Here is a 17,667-nt window from a genome sequence, read left to right as displayed (position 1 = left end):
TCGACCCATTGGCCCAGGCGCTCGGTCAGCACCGGGGCGGCGCGGCCGGTGTCGGCCTGTGCCAGGCCGGCCAGCAGGCGGATGAATGGCGGGGCCGAGACCAGCGCCCTTGTCGTGCTTTCCGCCATTATTCCAGCCAAAAAGAAGGCGATTTTACACGGTGCGGCGAAATCGGCCGCCCATGTCGGGCCCCTCATCGTTCAGGCAACACCTGCTTGAGCGTGTGCCAGTCGCCCCAAGGGTGCACCTTCAGCCGGGCGGCGCGCTGCAGCGCCCTGGGCAGGGGGAAGGCTTGTGGCGTGGTGATTCGCGACAGTTCCTCCCAGCGCAACGGCATCGCCACGGCGGCGTGTTCGCGGGCACGCAGCGACCACGAGCACACGCTGGTGGCGCCGCGCGCATTGCGCAGCCAGTCGATGAAGATGACCCCGTCGCGCTTGTCCTTGCTCATGGTGGCGACGTAGCGGTCCGGGTGGCGCTCGGCCAGGCGGTGCGCGAGCTGGTCGGCGAACTCACGGGCCGCGTCCCAGCCGGCGCGCGGGCGCAGCGGCGCCACCACATGGAGGCCCTTGCCGCCGGACAGCCGCACGAAGCTCTCCAGCCCGAAGTGGCGCAGCTCGGCGCGGATCTGCCGCGCACCCAGCTTCACGTCGCGCCAGCCCACGCCTTCCCCCGGGTCCAGGTCGAACACCAGCTGGTCCGGGTGCTCGGGGTCGTCCACGGTCGCGCCCCAGGGGTGCAGCTCCAGCGTGTTCATCTGCACCAGTTCCAACAGCCCGGCCAGGTCCTCGATGTAGAGGTAGTCCTCCACCCCGCTCTTCTGCTTCAGCGGCACTTCGTGGACATGCGGGCCCAGGCCGCGGCCCAGGTGCTTCTGGAAGAAACATTCCGCGCCCGCGCCGTCGGGGCAGCGCAGCAGCGACAGCGGCCGGCGCGATACCTCCGGCAGCAGCCAGCGCGATACGGCGCGGTAGTAGTCGGCGACGTCGGCCTTGGTGAGGCCCGAGGCGGCATAGACCACCCGCTCGGGATGGGTGACGGCCACCTCGCGCGCCGGGGCCCTGGCCGGCGCCATGGCTCAGCCCGCCTTGCGCCGTGCCGGCGCCTTCTTGGCCGTCTTGGTCGCTTTCTTGGCGGCGGCCTTGCGCGCGGGCGCCTTCTTGGCGGCGGTCTTCTTCGCCGGCGTGCGCTTGTTCGCCTGCAGGCTCTTCTGCAGCAGCGACATGAAATCGACCACGTTGGTGGTTTCGTCCTCGTGCGCGGCCGGGGTGCTCTCGATCTTCGTCGTGCCGCCCTTGGCCTTGATGCGCTTCTTGAGCACCGCTTCCAGCCGCGCGCGGAATTCGTCGCGGAAGTCCTGCGGCTTCCAGTCGCCGGCCATCGATTCGATCAGCTGCGCGGCCATCTCCTGCTCGCGCGCGCTGATGCGGTAATCCTTGAGCGAACCGCTGGGCAGCTTGTAGTCCTCCGGGTCCACCAGTTCCTGGTGGTAGCGCAACAGCAGCAGCACCAGCGCGTCGCCCTCCGGCACCACGGCCGAGAGGTACTCACGCGTGCGGATCACCACCCGCGCGATGCCGACCTTGCCGGTCTTGCGCAGGGTCTCGCGCAGCAGCACGTAGCCCTTCTCGGCCTTCTTGCCCGGCACCAGGATGTAGGGCTTTTCGTAGTAGCGCGGGTCGATGTCGGCGGCATCGACGAAGGTCTCCACCTCCACCGCCTCGTGCGTCTCCGGGGCGGCCGAGCGGATGTCCGACTCCTCGACCACGACGTAGCTGCCCTTGTCGTACTCGAACGCCTTGACGATCTCCTTCCACGGCACTTCCTCGCCGGTATCGGCGTTGACGCGCTCGAAGCGGATCGGCTTGCGGTCGCGCGAATCGAGCATGCGGAAGTGCAGGTCGGTGCGGCGTTCGCCGGACATCAGCGACACCGGCACGTTGAGCAGGCCGAAGGAGAGCGTGCCGGTCCAGATCGGTCGGGCCATCAGTGCGCGACTCCGTGCACGGCGGCTTCGGGCATGTTGTCCAGCGCGCGCCACGCGTCTTCCACGACGGCGCGGGCACGACGCCAGCTCAGGCGCGAGGCGCCGCGCATCTGTTCCCATTGCGCGGCCAGTGCGTCGTCGATGTCCGGCGCGCGGGGCCAGTCGGCCGCGTGGGTGCGGCGGGCGAATTCGTAGGCGGGGTAGAGGTCGCGCCAGGTCGGGCCACCGCGGCGGCGGCGGCGCTGGTAGTCCACCAGGCTGTAGTGGCGGTAGTCCTGCGCGATACCGTGCTCCAGCGGCGGCAGCAGGGCCGGAAGCTGGGGATCCAGCGGCGGGGCGAACAAGCGGCGGTCGGGACGACGTTCGAAGGTGCGCATGGCGCGGCTCCGGCATCGGCGGGGAGGGCGCACAGCAGTAACGCTGCCGCCGTTAGACACGCGTGAGGCGGCGTTTGCCCCGGCCTTCACGTCGCGCGCGGTGAACTCGGCCTCCCCAGCCTGGAGCCATCGCCATGACCCGTGACCCCCTGCGCGAAAACACCCCGCCGGTGCCCGGCGAACAGCGCGGCAAGCATGACAGCCAGGAGATGGAGGACCGGGGCGCCGGCGAGCGGCCGGACGAGCTCATCCCGGGCGACGTGGAATCGCCCGCGCGGCTGCCGGGGCAGCCGCCGGGCTGAGCGAGGCCGCGCGCCGGCGCGAGCGATCAGCCGGCCATGTCGAGTACGACGCGGCCTTCGATCTTGCCGGCGTGCATGCGCGCGAAGATGTCGTTGATGTTCTCCAGCGTGTCGGTATGCACGGTGGCGGCGACCTTGCCCTGGGCGGCGAAGTCGAGCGACTCCTGCAGGTCCAGCCGGGTACCGACGATGGAGCCGCGCACGGTGATGCCGTTGAGCACCATGCCGAAGATGTCCAGCGGGAAGTCGCCCGGCGGCAAGCCGTTGAGCGAGACCGTGCCGCCGCGGCGGACCATGCCCAGCGCCTGCGAGAACGCCTTGGGCGAGACCGCGGTGACCAGCACGCCATGCGCGCCGCCGATCTCCTTCTTCAGGTAGGCGGCCGGATCCTGCCGCGCCGCGTTCACCGTCACCGTGGCGCCGAGCTTGCGCGCCAGCGCGAGCTTGTCCTCGTCGATATCCACGGCCGCCACGTTCAGGCCCATCGCCTTGGCGTATTGCACCGCCATGTGGCCCAGGCCGCCGACGCCGGAGATCACCACCCATTCGCCGGGCCGGGTGTCGGTGACCTTCAGGCCCTTGTAGACGGTGACGCCGGCGCACAGCACGGGCGCCACCTCGATGAAACCGAGCTCGCGCGGCAGGTGGCCGACGTAACGCGCATCGGCCAGCGCGTACTCGGCGAAGCCGCCGTTGACCGAGTAGCCGGTGTTCTTCTGCGTCTCGCACAGGGTTTCCCAGCCGCCCAGGCAGTGCTCGCAGTGGCCGCAGGCCGAATAGAGCCAGGGGATGCCGACGCGGTCGCCTTCCTTCACGTAATCCACGTTCGCGCCGACCGCCACCACGTGGCCCACGCCTTCATGGCCGGGGATGAAGGGCGGGTTCGGCTTCACCGGCCAGTCGCCCTCGGCCGCGTGCAGGTCGGTGTGGCACACGCCGCATGCTTCGATCTTGACCAGGATCTCGCCCGCGCCCGGGCGGGGGATGGTCACTTCCTCGATCACCAGCGGCTGCCCGAACGCGCGCACCACCGCGGCCTTCATCGTCTTGTCCATGCCGGATCTCCTCGTGGGGGTGGGGCGAGGATGCGCCCGGCATCGTTACGCAGCGTTGATCTGGGTCAATCCACCCGCGGCGCGGTGCCGGGCGCGACAAAGCGCCATTCCAGGCCAACCAGGAACGCGCGCCCCGGGCCGGGTTCGTAATAGCGGCCGTTGCCATCGTTGACGATCACCGAGCCGACGTAGGCGCGGTCGAAGACGTTGTCCACGCGCGCGAAGGCCCGCAGCACGCCGGACGAGGCCGCCCATTCATGCGAGGCCTCCAGTGCCAGCAGGCCGTAGCCGGGCGCGGCTTCGCGGCCCAGGTCGTTGACCGGCGTGCGGTCGGCGGCATCGAGTTCGGCGGCGAGCCGCCAGCGGCCCGGGGTCCACGACCAGCGCGCCGAGAACTGCTGGCGCGGCACGCCCGGCAAGGCCGTGCCCGCGGCCACCCAGGTGTCCGGCGTCGCGCAGCCGCTGTTCGCGCAGACGGCGTAACCCTCGCGCACGGTGGCCTCCAGCCACGTATAGGCCAGCTCGACCTGGCTGCGCGCGGCGAGTGGCTGCGTCCAGCTGGCCTCCGCGCCTTCGCGACGGGTCCTGCCGATGTTGCGGTAGGTGCTGCGGCCATTGGTGTTGCTGGCCACGGCCAGCTCGTCGTCGGTATCGGCGCGGAACAGCGCCACCGCCAGGGCGGCTTGGTCGTCGCCCCGCCACTTCAGGCCGAGCTCGTAGTTGCGGCTGCGTGCTGGCTGCAGCTCCAGCGCCAGCCCGGCGCCGCCATCGGCGCGGTAGCCGAGTTCGTTGAAGGTGGGCGTCTCGAAACCGCGGCCGAGCGAGGCGTGCAGGCGCAGGTTGTCCGTGGCACGGAACACGAGGCCGGCCACCGGCGTGGTGGCCGAATAGTCGGTGCGGCCGCTGTCGTCGGGATTGCGCGCGGTGATGTGGTCGTCGGCCGAACGGAAGCGCACTTCGCTGTGGCGCACGCCCAGCAGCGCCGACCAGCGCGCGCTCCACTGCCACCACGCCTGCGCGAACTGGTCGAAGTTCGACACGGTGTCGCGTTGGTCGCGGCGCAGCGCGCCTTTCACGCCGAGCTGGCTGCCGACGAAATTCTCGTAGCCGGTGCGGTGCTGGCGCTGGCGGTCGGCATTGGCGCCGAGGGTGACGTCGAACGGCCGGCCGGCCAGTTCGCCGTGCCAGGACCCGCGCGCATCGGCGCCACCATAGCCGCCGTCCAGGTCCACCACGCCGCCGGCATGCAGCGGATTGGCCTGCACCGCCACCGGCACCGCGAGGTATTGCTCGACCGCGCGCTGCCCGCCATAGGCCATCACGCGCAGGTTGCCGGCGCCGGCCTGCTGCTCGTAGACCAAGCCGGCCTGCGATTGCCGCACGGACTTGCGCGTATCGAATTGGGTGGCGACGGCGGTGGCCTGGCGGGGATCGGCTTCGAACTGCGCGCGGGTGAGGCCCAGCGGGTCCTGCGCATCGGGCGCGTCGAGGTAGTTCACCACCAGCGAGAGCGAACGGTTCTCCGCCAGCGCCCAGCCAAAGCGGCCATTGAGCGATTCACGACGCGCGCGGCTGTGTTCACGCCAGCCGTCGGTCTGGAAATGGCTCGCGGCGAGGTTGTAGTCGAACGGGCCCTGCGCCCCGCGCAACTGCGCACCCGTGGTGAAGCTGGCATCACTGCCCCAGGTGGTGCGCAGCCGCCAGGGGTCGCCCGCCGCGCCAGCGCCGCTCCACCACTGCACCACGCCGCCGGAGGCATTGCCGTACAGCGCCGAGAACGGGCCGCGCAGCACTTCGGCACGCTCCACGCCCATCACGTTGAAGTGCGAGAGCTGGCCCTGGCCGTCCGGCATCGTCGCCGGCACGCCATCCACGTAGAGGCGCACGCCGCGCACGCCGAAGGTGGAACGCGCGCCGAAGCCGCGGATCGACAGCTGGGTGTCCTGCGCGTAGTTCTGGCGGTCGCGGGCGACCACGCCCGGCAGGCCATCGAGCAGTTCGGAGGCCTGCGCGCCACGGCGGTCGGCGGCGGCGCTGGCATCGACTTCACTGAACGAGCCGGGCAGGTCGAACGGATCCACGCCCCGCACGCGCGCGGCCTGCACCTGCACGGCGGGCAGCTCGGCCGCCGCGGGCGTGGCGGCCTGCGCGACGGCGGCGAAGGCCAGCGGCCAGCCAAGGCCGGCGAGCGCGGCGGCCAACGGTTTCAATCGACACGAAGGGGGCATGCGCCGATTGTGGCCCAAGCCTGTCCAAAGGCGCATCCGCGCAAGGTTTTCACCCCCGCCCCGGGCGCCGCTTTTGTTACGATGAAGCGCTTTGCCGCGCCGCGCGCAGGGCATTCCGGAAGCATCCCCCTCATTCCGTCTCCAGCGAGTACCGCCGTGTCTTTCTTTGCAAATGTCGAACAGGTTCCGGGCGATCCGATCCTCGGCCTGACCGAGGCCTACAACGCCGACGCCCGCCCGAACAAGGTCAACCTGGGCGTGGGCATCTACTACGACGAGAACGGCCGCATCCCGCTGCTGCGCGCCGTGTACCAGATCGAGCAGCAGCTCGCGCTGGACGCCAAGCCGCGTGGCTACCTGCCGATCGACGGCCTGGCCGCCTATGACCAGGCCACCCAGAAGCTGCTGTTCGGCGAGCAGTCGCCGCTGCTGGAAGCCGGCCGCGTCAGCACCTCGCAGACCATCGGCGGCAGCGGTGCGCTGCGCGTGGGCGCGGACCTGCTGATCAAGCTGCTCGACACCCGCACCGTCGCCATCAGCAACCCGAGCTGGGAAAACCATCGCGCCGTGTTCGGCGCCGCCGGTTTCGATGTCGTCGACTACACCTACTTCGATGCCGCCCGCCATGGCCTGGATTTCGAAGGCATGCTCGCCGACCTGCGCAAGCTCGAGCGCGGCAGCGTCGTGCTGCTGCACGCGTGCTGCCACAACCCGACCGGCGCGGACCTGACCCAGGAACAGTGGCGCGTCGTGGCCGAGCTGCTCAAGGAGCGCGGCCTGTTCCCGTTCGTGGACATCGCCTACCAGGGCTTCGACAAGGGCATCGAGGAAGACGCTTACGCGATCCGCCTGCTCGCCGGCATGGACATGGATTTCGTCGTCGCCAGCTCGTACTCCAAGTCGTTCTCGCTGTATGGCGAGCGCGTGGGCGCGCTGTCGGTGGTGTCGGCCGACGCCAAGCAGGCCAAGGCCGTGCAGTCGCAGGTCAAGCGCATCATCCGCACGATCTACTCCAGCCCGTCCACGCATGGCGCGGCGCTGGTGGCCGGCGTGCTCAACAGCCCGGAGCTGCGCCAGACCTGGGAACAGGAACTGACCGAGATGCGCGAGCGCATCCACGCGCTGCGCGCCGGCCTGGTTGGCAAGCTCAACGCGCTGGGCGCCGGCGACTTCTCGTTCATCGAGCGCCAGGCCGGCATGTTCTCGTACTCGGGCCTGAGCCGCGCCCAGGTGGACCGCCTGCGCGACGAGTTCGCGATCTACGCCGTCGGCACCGGCCGCATCTGCGTGGCCGCGCTGAGCCAGAAGAACCTGGATTACGTGGCGAATGCGGTGGCGACCGTCGCCAGGGGCTGAGGCCCTCGCGACGTCGCGGCATCGAAGCCTCCGGTGGAAACACCGGAGGCTTCTTCGTTTCAGCGTGGCGCTTTGCCGGCCACCAGCTTCACGCCGAGCGGTTCGGCGAGCGGGCGCAGCGTCTCCAGCTTGTCGGCATCGACGGCGACGCCGAGGGTGAGGTGCTCCAGGCGCTTGCCCTCGAAGGACTTCAACGCCGCTTCGGCGGCCTTGAGCGCGAGCTTGTCGCTGGCGCTGAACACCTCGACCTGGAGGTCGGCGGTTTCGCCCAGGGCCATCACCTGGATCAGCTGCTTCACCGAAGTGCTGCTGCCGATCGCCTTCGCCATCATCGCGTTGGTCAGCGCGTTGCCCGAGGGAATCTCCACGTAGAGCGTCTGCACGACCGGCCCGGCGGTGGATTCGGCCGGCGTCTCCCCGGCGTGGACGTGGCCGGCATGCGCGGCCACGGCCAGCGCGGCAGCCAGGACGAGCGCGCGCAGCGGTGCGTGCTGTTTGGAAGCATCCATTCTTCGTGTTTCCCGCATTTCCTGTTGGGCCCCCATTCTGCCTGCGTGTCATGGCCGGCGAAAACCCTGCGACATGACAGCGCAAGTCAACCTGTCGCGGAGCGACAGCACGATGGCGCGCCTGTCCTGCGATGACGACGGAATGAGACAATGGATGTTCACTTCCTACGCAAGGCTGTCCGTTCCATGTCGCGAACCTCGCTGACCCGATTCCTGATCGAAGAACAGCAAGCCGGCCGTATCGGCCCCGAACTGCGCCAGCTCGTCACCATCGTCTCGCGCGCGTGCAAGCGCATCTCCATCGCGGTCAGCAAGGGCGCGCTCGGCGGCGTCTTGGGCGACGCCGGCACCGGCAACATCCAGGGCGAGGCGCAGAAGAAGCTCGACGTGCTGAGCAACGACATCCTGCTGGAAGCCAACGCCTGGGGCGGCCACCTCGCCGCATGCGCTTCCGAGGAGATGGAGCACAGCACGCCCGTGCCGGACCGTTACCCGAGCGGTGATTTCCTGCTGCTGTTCGATCCGCTCGATGGCAGCTCCAACATCGACGTCAACGTCTCGGTCGGCACGATCTTCTCGGTGCTGCGCTGCCCGCCGGGCGTGGACAAGCCGGGCGACGAGCATTTCCTGCAGCCGGGCAGCACGCAGGTCGCCGCCGGTTACTGCATCTACGGGCCGAGCACGATGCTGGTGCTGACGCTGGGCCACGGCACGCATGCCTTCACGCTGGAGCGCGAGGAAGGCTCGTTCCTGCTCACGCAACCGGACATGCGCATTCCGGAGGAGACGAAGGAATTCGCCATCAACATGTCCAACCAGCGCCACTGGGAAGCGCCGATGCAGGCGTACGTGGGCGACCTGCTCGCCGGCAAGGAAGGTCCGCGCGGCAAGGACTTCAACATGCGCTGGATCGCCAGCATGGTAGCCGACGTGCATCGCATCCTGACCCGCGGCGGCATCTTCATCTATCCGTGGGACCGCAAGGATCCGTCCAAGGCCGGCAAGCTGCGGCTGATGTACGAAGCCAACCCGATGGGCATGCTGGTCGAGCAGGCCGGCGGTTTGGCGAGCACCGGGCGCACGCCGATCCTGGGCATCCAGCCCGACGGCCTGCACCAGCGCGTGCCGGTGTTCCTGGGCTCCAGGCAGGAAGTCACCGAGGCGGTGAAGTACCACCTCGCGTTCGACGAAGCGAAGGACTGAGCCGCGCTGGCGCGCCGGCGCGATGCCGGCGCGCGTTGGGCTAGAAGCGGCGGGCGAGCTGGTCGATGGCCTGCTCGGCTTGCCGTGCGTACGCACGCACTGCCGGTTCGATGCGTTCGTCGGCCTGCACGCGCCGCCAGAACGCCATGGCTGGCACCGTGGCCCAGCGCCAGTGGTCAAGCTGGCCGTCCACCGGCACCGGCGCAACGTATTCCCGTTCGACCACCGTGCCCTGCGTCCCCGGGCGCAGCCGCATCGGCAGCATGTCGTAGACCGGGGCGGCCTGCAGGGGCAGGGTGTCGCCCAGCATCAGGCCGAAGTTGCCCAGATGCATGTCGCTGTTGTCGATGAGCAGGCCGAACCAGCTGATCCGGCGCAATGCCAAGGCGTCCCTCGCGGACACCCAGCCGTCGCGCTCCAGCAGGTCGGCATAGCGCCACCAGGGCATGCCCGCTTCCCCGTGGAACGCCGCGGCGATGGCGGCGAGCGAAACGAAGCCGCGACGGCCGAGCAGCGGCGTACGATCAAAACGCTCGGATTCCAGGAAGACCTGGCCATGGCCTTCCAGCAGTTGGCTCCGCGCGACCGCGATGCCGGCTTCGGCCAACGCTTCGGAGGCCCAGGCTTCGCAACGCAGCAGCGTGGCCCAGCGCTGGGCCGCCGGGCTGTCCTCGGCCGCGCTGAACTTCACGATCACCGCCTGGCGGGTGTCGCCATCGCGCAGCGTGGCGGTGAACTTCGCCTGTTCGCCGCCGGGCGAAGAGCCGGGCGGTTCGCCACGCATCACGTCGGCCGCCAGTTCGGGGTAGCGGCGCAGGCGGTCGGCGAGGGGCACTTCGTCAGCGGGCGTGTCGAGCTCGCGCACCGCGCGCGCCATCGCCAGGTCGCCCAGCATCAGGTCGCCGCTTTGCGTGGCACCGCCGTGCAGCAGCGCGGCGATGACATGTTCGGCATTCCACAGCTTGATGTCGGCCGGTACGCGCAGTTCCTGCGACACGCGATGCGCGTAGGTGCGCCCGAGAAAGCCGTTGGGCCGCAGGTCGTCCAGGAACCAGGGCACGTCCGGGTAGATGCCCCGCTCGAAGGGCGGATGCATCAGTGCCGGCCGCGGCGTATCCGATACCAGGGCGAATTCGCCGCGCTCCAGCGCGACCAGCGTGCCGACGGCGAAGATGCGCGCCTCCGGCGTCATCCGGTAGAGCGGCCATTGCGACTCGCCGCGGATAGAGCGCTGCAGGGCGTACTCGGTCGCCCGGGCCTTGCCCAGGCGCACCACCGGCGGCACGACGGCGCGGGCCAGCGTGGGGCGGGTCACGTCGAGGCCGGCCAGCGCTTCGGCAGCGGTCAGGCGGCCCCGGCTCGCCAGGAGCTGGCGCAGGCGCTCGGTGACCTGGGGCGAATCGGCAGGCATGTAACGATTCCTGTAACGATTGTTCCGCCCGAGCCTAGCACATGATACTGATATGAAAGGGCTTTATTTCCACGCGCGCACCATTTTCGACGCGCGTATGTAACGATTCATGTAACGATTTATCGGCCGCGATCCGCGATCACCGGCGCACGCTCCGAAAACTGTCCCCGCCAATACGGGTAGTAGGGGTAGGGCGGATCCACCCGGCTCACCTCGTCCAGCCGCGCCATCTGCCCGGCGTCGAGCGACCAGCCCACCGCGCCGAGGTTCTGGATCAGCTGCTGTTCGTCCCGCGCCCCGATCAGCACGGTGCTGACGGTGGGGCGTTGCAGCAGCCAGTTGATCGCCACCTGCGGCACGCTGCGGCCGGTTTCCCCGGCGATCTCCAGCAGGACGTCGACGATGTCGTAGAACCGCCCCTCGTCGATCGCCGGCCCGACCGCCGCGGTGTCGTGCAGCCGGCTGCGCCCGGGCAACGGTTCGCCGCGACGCAGCTTGCCGGTGAGCCGGCCCCAGGCCAGCGGGCTCCACACCACCGCGCCCACGCCCTGGTCGTGCCCCAGCGGCATCAACTCCCACTCGTAGTCCCGCCCGGCCAGCGAGTAATACGCCTGGTGGGCGACGAATCGCTGCCAGCCGTGAACCTGGCTGATCGACAGCGCCTTCATCAGCTGCCAGCCCGCGAAGTTGGACGCGCCGATGTAGCGCACCTTGCCCGCGCGCACGAGGTCGTCGAGGGTGGAGAGGGTTTCCTCCAGCGGCGTGAGCGCGTCGAAGGCATGCAGTTGCAGCAGGTCGATGTAGTCGGTGCGCAGGCGGCGCAGCGAAGCGTCCACCGCGCGCAGCAGGCGCCAGCGCGAAGCGCCGGCGTCATTCGGGCCCTCGCCCAGGCGCAGGCCGGTCTTGGTGGAGAGGATCACCGCGTCGCGCCGGCCCTGCAGCGCGGCGCCGAGGATCTCCTCCGAGGCGCCATCGGAATACACGTCGGCGGTATCGAACAGGTTCACGCCTGCGTCCAGGCACAGATCGATCATCCGCTTCGCCTGCGCCACGCCGGTGTCGCCCCACGCGGAGAACAGCGGCCCCTTGCCGCCAAAGGTGCCGGCGCCGAAGCCGAGCACGGGGACCTTGAAGCCGGAACGGCCGAGCAGTCGGGTGTCCATGATGTCCTCTCCCCTCAACCGGCCTGCGCGCAGGCCACCGCGGTGCGGCCGCGTTGCGACAGCCGCACGCTCCACGCCGCCACCGCCAGGCCCGTCAACGTCACGCCGGCCGCCACCCACGGCGTGGCCGGCAGGCCCGCCGCACTGGCCACCACCACGCCGCCCAGCCATGCGCCGAACGCGTTGCCGAGGTTGAACGCGGCTATGTTGAGGCTCGACGCCAGGTTCTGCCCGCCCTGCGCTTCCTGCAGCACCCGCAGCTGCAGCGGCGCCACCGTGGCGAAAGCGCCCACGCCCAGCAGGCCAATGGCCAGCACCATCGCGACCGGCGCATGCACCGAGAGGGCCAACACGACGCTGGCCAGCGCCAGCGCGGCGAGCGTCCCGAGCAACGCCGTGATCGGACGGCGATCGGCCAACCGACCGCCGAGCAGGTTGCCGACGATCATTCCCGCGCCAAACAGCAGCAGGATCGGCGACACCGCGGCCTGGCTGAAACCGGTCACCTCCACCAGCAGCGGCTGGATATAGGTGAACACCGCGAACACGCCGCCAAAGCCCAGCACCGTCATCAGCAACGCCAGCAGCACCTGCGGCCGCGCCAGCACCGCGACTTCCTCGCGCCACGGCGCCGGCTCGCCGCCGCGCACGCTGGCCGGCACCCATGCGGCGACCGCCAGGGACGCCACCACGCCGACCACGGCCACCGCCCAGAACGTCGCGCGCCAGCCCAGGTGCAGGCCGAGCCACGCCCCGGCCGGTACGCCGAGCAGGGTGGCGACGGTGAGGCCGGCGAACATCAGCGAGATCGCCGAGGCACGGCGTTCGGGGGCGACCAGCGAGGTGGCCACCACCGCGCCGACGCCGAAGAACGTGCCGTGCGCCAAGGAAGTGAGTACGCGCGCGGCCATCAGGCTGGCGTAGCCGGGCGCCAGCGCACAGGCGATGTTGCCCAGGGTGAAGATCACCATCAGCGCGACCAGCACGGCCTTGCGTGGCCAGCGCGCGCTGAGCAGCGTCAGCACCGGCGCGCCGACGAACACGCCCAGCGCGTAGCCGCTGATCAGCAGGCCGGCGGCGGGAATCGAGACGTGCAAGTCGGCGGCGACCTGCTGCAGCAGGCCCATGATGACGAACTCGGTGGTGCCGATGCCGAAGGCACCGACGGTCAGGGCGTACAGCGCGATGGGGGTGCGCGACGCGACAGCAGCAGGCGACATGGCCGGCTCCGGTGGGGGGAGGGCGGTTAGGCTGCGCCCGCGCCATTCGCCCGGAAACCCTTGCTATCCTGAATCATCTTCAAGATTCGGTTGAGAATGATGGACCGGCTCGGCGACATCGCCCTGTTCCTGCGCGTGCTCGACCAGGGCTCGATCTCGGCGGCCGCGCGCAGCATGGACCTCTCGGTCGCGGTGGCCAGCCAGCGCCTGCAGCGGCTGGAACGCGCGCTCGGCGTGCGCCTGCTGCACCGGACCACGCGCCGCCTGCACCCCACGCCCGAAGGCCAGGCACTGGCCGAGCGCGGGCGCATCCTCGTGCAGGACCTCGAAGCGCTGGCCGACGGCCTGCGCGAAAGCGCCCAGGCGGTGGCCGGCAACCTGCGCATGACGCTGCCGGCCTCGTTCGGCCTGCAGTACGTCTCGCACTGGCTGCCGGGTTTCCAGCGGCGGCATCCGCAGGTGGCGGTCAGCGCGCACCTGAGCGATGACCTCGTCGACCTGGTCAAGGACGGCTACGACCTGGCGATCCGCATCGGGCCGCTCGCCGACTCCGGCCTGGTGGCGCGCCGCATCGCCAACAACCGGCGCGTGCTGGTGGCCGCGCCGGACTACCTGGACCGCCACGGCGTCCCGCGCCACCCGGACGAACTGGCCGTGCATGCGGGCGTGCTGCTCGTCGGCCGCGATGGCCGGCAGGACACCTGGCCGCTCGTCGGCCCCGAAGGCACGCTGCTGCGCGTGCGCATGCACAGCCGCTTCGAAAGCAACCACGGCGAACTGCTGCGCGCGGCCGCGTTGGCGGGGCAGGGCATTGCGCTGCATTCGTTGTGGCATGTCGCCGATGACCTGCGCGCGGGCCGGCTCAAGGTGCTGCTGCCCGACTGGCCGCCGCCCGAATCGCAGATCAGCGCGGTGATGCCGGCGCGCAGCCAGCAGCCACCGCGCGTGCGGGCCTTCGTGGATTACCTGCTGGAACAGCTGGGCGAAGTGCCGCCGTGGGAACAGTTGGACGTGGCAGCGTTCGCCGCGTAACGCGCCCGGTCGATCTCACTGCTTGTTCTGGTAGACCGCCTCGCCATCCACCCACGTCGAACGAATCCGCAGCTCGTCCAGCGCCGATTCCGGCACCGCGAACGGGTCCTGGTCCAGCACCACGAAATCCGCGTGCAGCCCGGCCTTCAGTTGCCCGACCTGCTGCTCGTCGAAGCCCGCATACGCCGCGTCGGCGGTGAAGCCGCGCAGCGCTTCGGACAGGCTCAGCTTCTGTGCCGGCAGCCAGCCACCCGGCGGCTGCCCGGCGCGATCCTGCCGGGTCACCGCCGCATACAGGCCCAGCCGCGGATCCGGCGATTCCACCGGGAAGTCCGAGCCCAGCGCCAGCCGCGCACCGCTGTCCAGCAGCTGGTGCCACGCGTACGCGCCGAGGATGCGCTGCGGGCCGAGGCGGTCCTGCGCCCACGGCATGTCGGAGGTGGCATGGGTGGGCTGCATCGAGGCGATCACGCCGAGCGGCGCGAAGCGCGGCAGGTCTTCCGGGCTCAGCACTTGCGCATGTTCGACGCGCCAGCGATGGTCGCGCGTGCGATCCGCGCCGAGCGTCTTCTCGTAGGTATCGAGCACGATGCGGTTGCCGCGGTCGCCGATCGCATGCGTGGCCACCTGCACGCCGCAGGACTTCGCCTTCGCCACCGCCTTCGCGTAAGCCACCGGCTCGGTGACCAGCAGGCCGCGGTTGCCGTGGTCGTCGCTGTAGTCCTGCAACAACGCCGCGCCGCGGCTGCCGAGCGCACCGTCCATGTAGAGCTTCACCCCGCCCATCTTCAGCCGGCCACCGGCATGGGTGTACAGGCCATTCGCGCACAGGTCGGCCAGCGCGCCGCTGTCGCCATCGGCATAGGTGTCGATGCGCAGCGGCAGGCGGCCCTGGTCGGCGAACTGGCGCATCAGCGCGAGGTCTTCGCGCGAGGTGCCCATGTCGTGCACGCCGGTCAGGCCGTTGCGCACGGCCGTCTCCACCGCCAGCGACAGCGCGCGTTCGCGCGTGGCCTGGTCGGGCGCGGGCATCACCGCGTGCATCAGCGGCATCGCGCCATCGACCAGCACGCCTGCCGGCTGGCCACCGGCGGTGCGTTCGATGCGGCCGCCTTCCGGCTGCCAGCCCGCGTCGGACATCTTCGGCTGCCGGGCGACCGCCAGCTTCAGCGCGGCGCTGTTGGCCCAGCCGGCATGACCGTCGATGCGCTCCAGCCAGACGGGCCGGTCGGGAAACGCGGCGTCGAGATCGGCGGCGGTCGGGAAGGCCTTGTCCGGCCAGTCGTTCTGGTCCCAGCCGCTGCCGGTGAGCCATGCACCCGGCGCCAGCGTCTTCTCGAAGGCCTGCAGGCGCGCGAGCACTTCCTGCTTGCTGCCCGAACCGACGAGGTTGGCTTGCAGCAGCGCCCAGCCCAGCCCCATGACATGGCCGTGCGCGTCGATCAGGCCAGGCAGCAGCGTGGCGTTCGGCAGCGAGATGCGCCGGGCGTGCGGATACTGCTTCACCAGCACGGCCGGATCGCCCGCGGCGAGCAGCCGGCCATCGCGCCCCCAGGCAATCGCCTTGACCTGCGGCTGCGCCGGGTCGGAGGTATAGATATGTCCGGCTTCCAGCACGGTGACTTCGGCCCGCGGCGCCGCCGAAGCGGCGGCACAGGCGAACAGCAGGGGCAGGGCCAGGGTCCAGGCGCGCATCGGTCCGCTCTCGTGTCCGAAAGCGGCCACTATGCATCAGCGTATCGCGCAGCAAAACCCGGCGATTCACTCATCCCTGCCGTGGCGACGGCATCGTTCCTCCATCAATGGCAGGGCGAAGGGAGCGCGGCAGCAGCGCGGCCACGATGCCCAGCAGCGGCAGGAAGGAGATCAGCCAGTAGACGTGCTCGATGCTGGTGCGGTCGGCGAGCAGGCCGAGCACCGCCGCGCCCAGGCCGCCCATGCCGAACGCGAAGCCGAAGAACAGGCCCGACACCGTGCCGATGCGGTTCGGCATCAGTTCCTGCGCGTACACCAGGATCGCCGAGAACGCCGAAGACAGCACGAAGCCGATGATGATCGTCAGCGCGGTGGTGGCGCCCAGGCCGACATGCGGCAGCGCGAGCGCGAACGGCGCCACGCCGAGGATCGAGGCCCAGATCACCGGCTTGCGGCCGATGCGGTCGCCCACCGGCCCGCCGATCAGCGTGCCCGCCGCCGAGGCGAGCAGGAACGCGAACAGGTGCAACTGCGCGCTCTGCACCGACACGCCGAACTTGTGGATCAGGTAGAACGTGTAATAGCTGCTGATGCCGGCGATGTAGAAGTACTTGGAGAAGATCAGCACCAGCAGGATGCCGATCACCCAGGCCACGGTGCGGCGCGGCAACGCAGGGGCGTGCGCATCGGCCTTGCGCGCCACCGGGCGCGCGCCCAGGTGCAGCGCATACCAGCGCCCCACATAGGACAGCAGCGCGATGCCGACCAGCGCCGCGCCGGCGAACCACGCCACCGCGTGCTGGCCGTACGGCACGATCACTGCCGCGGCGATCAGCGGGCCGACCGCAGTGCCCGTGTTGCCGCCGACCTGGAACACCGACTGCGCCAGGCCATGCCGCCCGCCCGAGGCGAGCCGCGCGATGCGCGAGGATTCGGGATGGAACACCGCCGAACCGACGCCCACGAGCGCGGCGGCCAGCAACACCATCGCGTAGTTCGGCGCATACGCCAGCAGCAGCAGGCCGAGCAGGGTGGAGCCCATGCCCATCGGCAACGAATAGGGCGCCGGGCGCGCGTCGGTGCGCAGGCCGATCAACGGCTGGAACAGCGAGGCGGTGAGCTGGTAGGTCAGGGTGATCAGGCCGACCTGCGCAAAGCTGAGTGAGAACTCGCCCTTGAGGATCGGATAGATCGCCAGGATCAGCGACTGCATCATGTCGTTGATCAGGTGCGAGGACGTGATCGCCGCCAGCACGCCGACCACGACGGGACGGGCGGCGGCGGGAGCCTGGGCCGGGGTGACGGCGGTAGCGGAAGAGGACATGGCCACCATACGGGGTGCGGGGAGGGGCGCATGGTAGGCTGCCCGTCCCTGTCGTACTCGTGCGATCCGGTCATGGCCCATGCCGAAACGGACATCCCGCCCTGGCGCTACCCGCCAGCGCACCTGCGCGACATCGACGCCAGCCCTTCGGACGTCTTCTGCCGCGCAGTCGATTACCCCACCGGCCGGCTGATCCCGCCGCACCGTCACGCCAAGCACCAGCTAATCCACGCGGTGCGCGGCCTGATGGTGGTCACGGCCGAGCAGGGCCGCTGGGTGGTGCCGAGCACGCGCGCGCTGTGGATGCCGGCCGGCTGGGAGCACAGCGTGCGCTGCATCGGCGAGGTGCACATGCGCAGCCTGTACATCCGCCCGGAAGCGGTGGCGCACCTGCCGGGGCGCACGGCCGCCGCGGTGGACATCGGCCCGCTGCTGCGCGAGCTGATCGAAAGCGCAGTGCGGATCGCCCAGCCCTACGCGGAGGATTCGCGCGACGGACACCTGATGCGCCTGCTGCTCGACGAACTGCGCACGATGCCGGTCCTGCCGCTGCACCTGCCCGAGCCGACCGACCCGCGCCTGCGGCGCATTGCCCGCCATTTCGAGGTGCACCCGGAAGACAACGCGCCGCTGCCGGACTGGGGCGAGGCGCTGGGCATCGACGCGCGCACCATCCAGCGCCTGTGCCGGCGCGAGCTGGGCATGAGCTTCGCGCAGTGGCGCTCGCAGGCCAGGCTGCTGCGCGCGCTGGAACGGCTGGCCGGCGGCGAGAAGGTGATCGACGTCGCCGCCGCGCTCGGCTACG

At 70.2% G+C, this 17,667-nt stretch carries 17 protein-coding genes; 5 read left to right on the top strand and 12 right to left on the bottom strand.

Translation table 11 applies throughout. The annotated features are described in order from the left end of the window. From ARC20_RS18910 to ARC20_RS14730, 4 genes are all read right to left on the bottom strand, one after another. Positions 1-128: DUF3348 family protein (locus ARC20_RS18910; RefSeq protein WP_161809496.1), on the bottom strand; the 128-nt coding region annotated here is incomplete at its 3' end. 65 nt (positions 129-193) lie between these two features. Next, entirely contained in the window at positions 194-1,075 is an 882-nt protein-coding gene (gene ligD, locus ARC20_RS14740) for a non-homologous end-joining DNA ligase (RefSeq protein WP_057648448.1), read from the bottom strand. A gap of 3 nt (positions 1,076-1,078) precedes the next feature. Next, positions 1,079-1,987: a non-homologous end joining protein Ku gene (ku, locus tag ARC20_RS14735; protein ID WP_057648446.1), complete on the bottom strand. Its 909-nt coding sequence runs from the start codon at positions 1,985-1,987 to the stop codon at positions 1,079-1,081. Next, positions 1,987-2,364: a hypothetical protein gene (locus tag ARC20_RS14730; RefSeq protein ID WP_057648443.1), complete on the bottom strand. Its 378-nt coding sequence runs from the start codon at positions 2,362-2,364 to the stop codon at positions 1,987-1,989. The genes ku and ARC20_RS14730 overlap by 1 nt, the downstream gene beginning before the upstream one ends. A 134-nt stretch (positions 2,365-2,498) precedes the next feature. Between ARC20_RS14730 and ARC20_RS18665 the strand changes: the two genes are divergently transcribed. After that, the gene (locus ARC20_RS18665) at positions 2,499-2,666 is read left to right on the top strand and encodes a hypothetical protein (protein ID WP_181360119.1); all 168 of its coding nucleotides are present in this window, start codon (positions 2,499-2,501) and stop codon (positions 2,664-2,666) included. A 26-nt stretch (positions 2,667-2,692) separates the two neighbouring features. Here the strand turns inward: ARC20_RS18665 and adhP are convergent, their stop codons facing one another. Continuing rightward, a complete protein-coding gene (gene adhP, locus ARC20_RS14725) occupies positions 2,693-3,721 on the bottom strand; it encodes an alcohol dehydrogenase AdhP (RefSeq protein ID WP_057648441.1) in 1,029 nt (342 codons plus the stop codon). 65 nt (positions 3,722-3,786) lie between these two features. Then, entirely contained in the window at positions 3,787-5,949 is a 2,163-nt protein-coding gene (locus ARC20_RS14720) for a TonB-dependent receptor family protein (RefSeq protein WP_057648439.1), read from the bottom strand. A gap of 156 nt (positions 5,950-6,105) precedes the next feature. On the opposite strand from ARC20_RS14720, the gene ARC20_RS14715 reads away from it, so the two are divergent. Beyond that, positions 6,106-7,305, top strand: a complete 1,200-nt coding sequence (locus ARC20_RS14715) for an amino acid aminotransferase (RefSeq protein WP_057648437.1) — start codon at positions 6,106-6,108, stop codon at positions 7,303-7,305. A 59-nt stretch (positions 7,306-7,364) separates the two neighbouring features. Here ARC20_RS14715 and ARC20_RS14710 read toward each other — a convergent pair whose 3' ends face one another. Further along, on the bottom strand, positions 7,365-7,814 hold the full coding sequence (locus tag ARC20_RS14710) for a hypothetical protein (RefSeq protein ID WP_057648436.1): 450 nt from the start codon (positions 7,812-7,814) through the stop codon (positions 7,365-7,367). A 186-nt stretch (positions 7,815-8,000) separates the two neighbouring features. Between ARC20_RS14710 and ARC20_RS14705 the strand changes: the two genes are divergently transcribed. Then, positions 8,001-9,017 (top strand): class 1 fructose-bisphosphatase, encoded by a 1,017-nt coding sequence (locus tag ARC20_RS14705; RefSeq protein ID WP_057648434.1) that lies wholly within the window; start codon positions 8,001-8,003, stop codon positions 9,015-9,017. Between the two features lie 40 nt (positions 9,018-9,057). Here the strand turns inward: ARC20_RS14705 and yjjJ are convergent, their stop codons facing one another. The 3 genes from yjjJ to ARC20_RS14690 form a co-directional block, all read right to left on the bottom strand. Beyond that, on the bottom strand, positions 9,058-10,428 hold the full coding sequence (gene yjjJ, locus ARC20_RS14700) for a type II toxin-antitoxin system HipA family toxin YjjJ (RefSeq protein ID WP_057648432.1): 1,371 nt from the start codon (positions 10,426-10,428) through the stop codon (positions 9,058-9,060). A gap of 119 nt (positions 10,429-10,547) precedes the next feature. Next, positions 10,548-11,591 (bottom strand): aldo/keto reductase, encoded by a 1,044-nt coding sequence (locus tag ARC20_RS14695; protein ID WP_057648430.1) that lies wholly within the window; start codon positions 11,589-11,591, stop codon positions 10,548-10,550. Positions 11,592-11,605: 14 nt separating this feature from the next. Beyond that, positions 11,606-12,811 (bottom strand): MFS transporter, encoded by a 1,206-nt coding sequence (locus tag ARC20_RS14690; RefSeq protein ID WP_057648428.1) that lies wholly within the window; start codon positions 12,809-12,811, stop codon positions 11,606-11,608. Between the two features lie 99 nt (positions 12,812-12,910). Here ARC20_RS14690 and ARC20_RS14685 point away from each other — a divergent pair, with 99 nt between their 5' ends. Then, on the top strand, positions 12,911-13,843 hold the full coding sequence (locus ARC20_RS14685; RefSeq protein WP_057648450.1) for a LysR family transcriptional regulator: 933 nt from the start codon (positions 12,911-12,913) through the stop codon (positions 13,841-13,843). Between the two features lie 15 nt (positions 13,844-13,858). Here the strand turns inward: ARC20_RS14685 and ARC20_RS14680 are convergent, their stop codons facing one another. Both ARC20_RS14680 and ARC20_RS14675 read right to left on the bottom strand, forming a co-directional pair. Next, positions 13,859-15,538, bottom strand: coding sequence for an amidohydrolase (locus tag ARC20_RS14680; RefSeq protein WP_057648426.1), 1,680 nt, complete (start codon positions 15,536-15,538; stop codon positions 13,859-13,861). Positions 15,539-15,608: 70 nt separating this feature from the next. Then, positions 15,609-16,871: an MFS transporter gene (locus tag ARC20_RS14675; RefSeq protein WP_057648424.1), complete on the bottom strand. Its 1,263-nt coding sequence runs from the start codon at positions 16,869-16,871 to the stop codon at positions 15,609-15,611. A gap of 63 nt (positions 16,872-16,934) precedes the next feature. Between ARC20_RS14675 and ARC20_RS14670 the strand changes: the two genes are divergently transcribed. After that, positions 16,935-17,667, top strand: a 733-nt coding sequence (locus tag ARC20_RS14670; protein ID WP_057648422.1) for an AraC family transcriptional regulator, incomplete at its 3' end; no start/stop codon positions are given.

It is taken from the genome of Stenotrophomonas panacihumi, from assembly GCF_001431645.1.
Lineage (GTDB): Bacteria > Pseudomonadota > Gammaproteobacteria > Xanthomonadales > Xanthomonadaceae > Stenotrophomonas_A > Stenotrophomonas_A panacihumi.
This window is presented reverse-complemented; position numbering and strand designations above follow the sequence as displayed.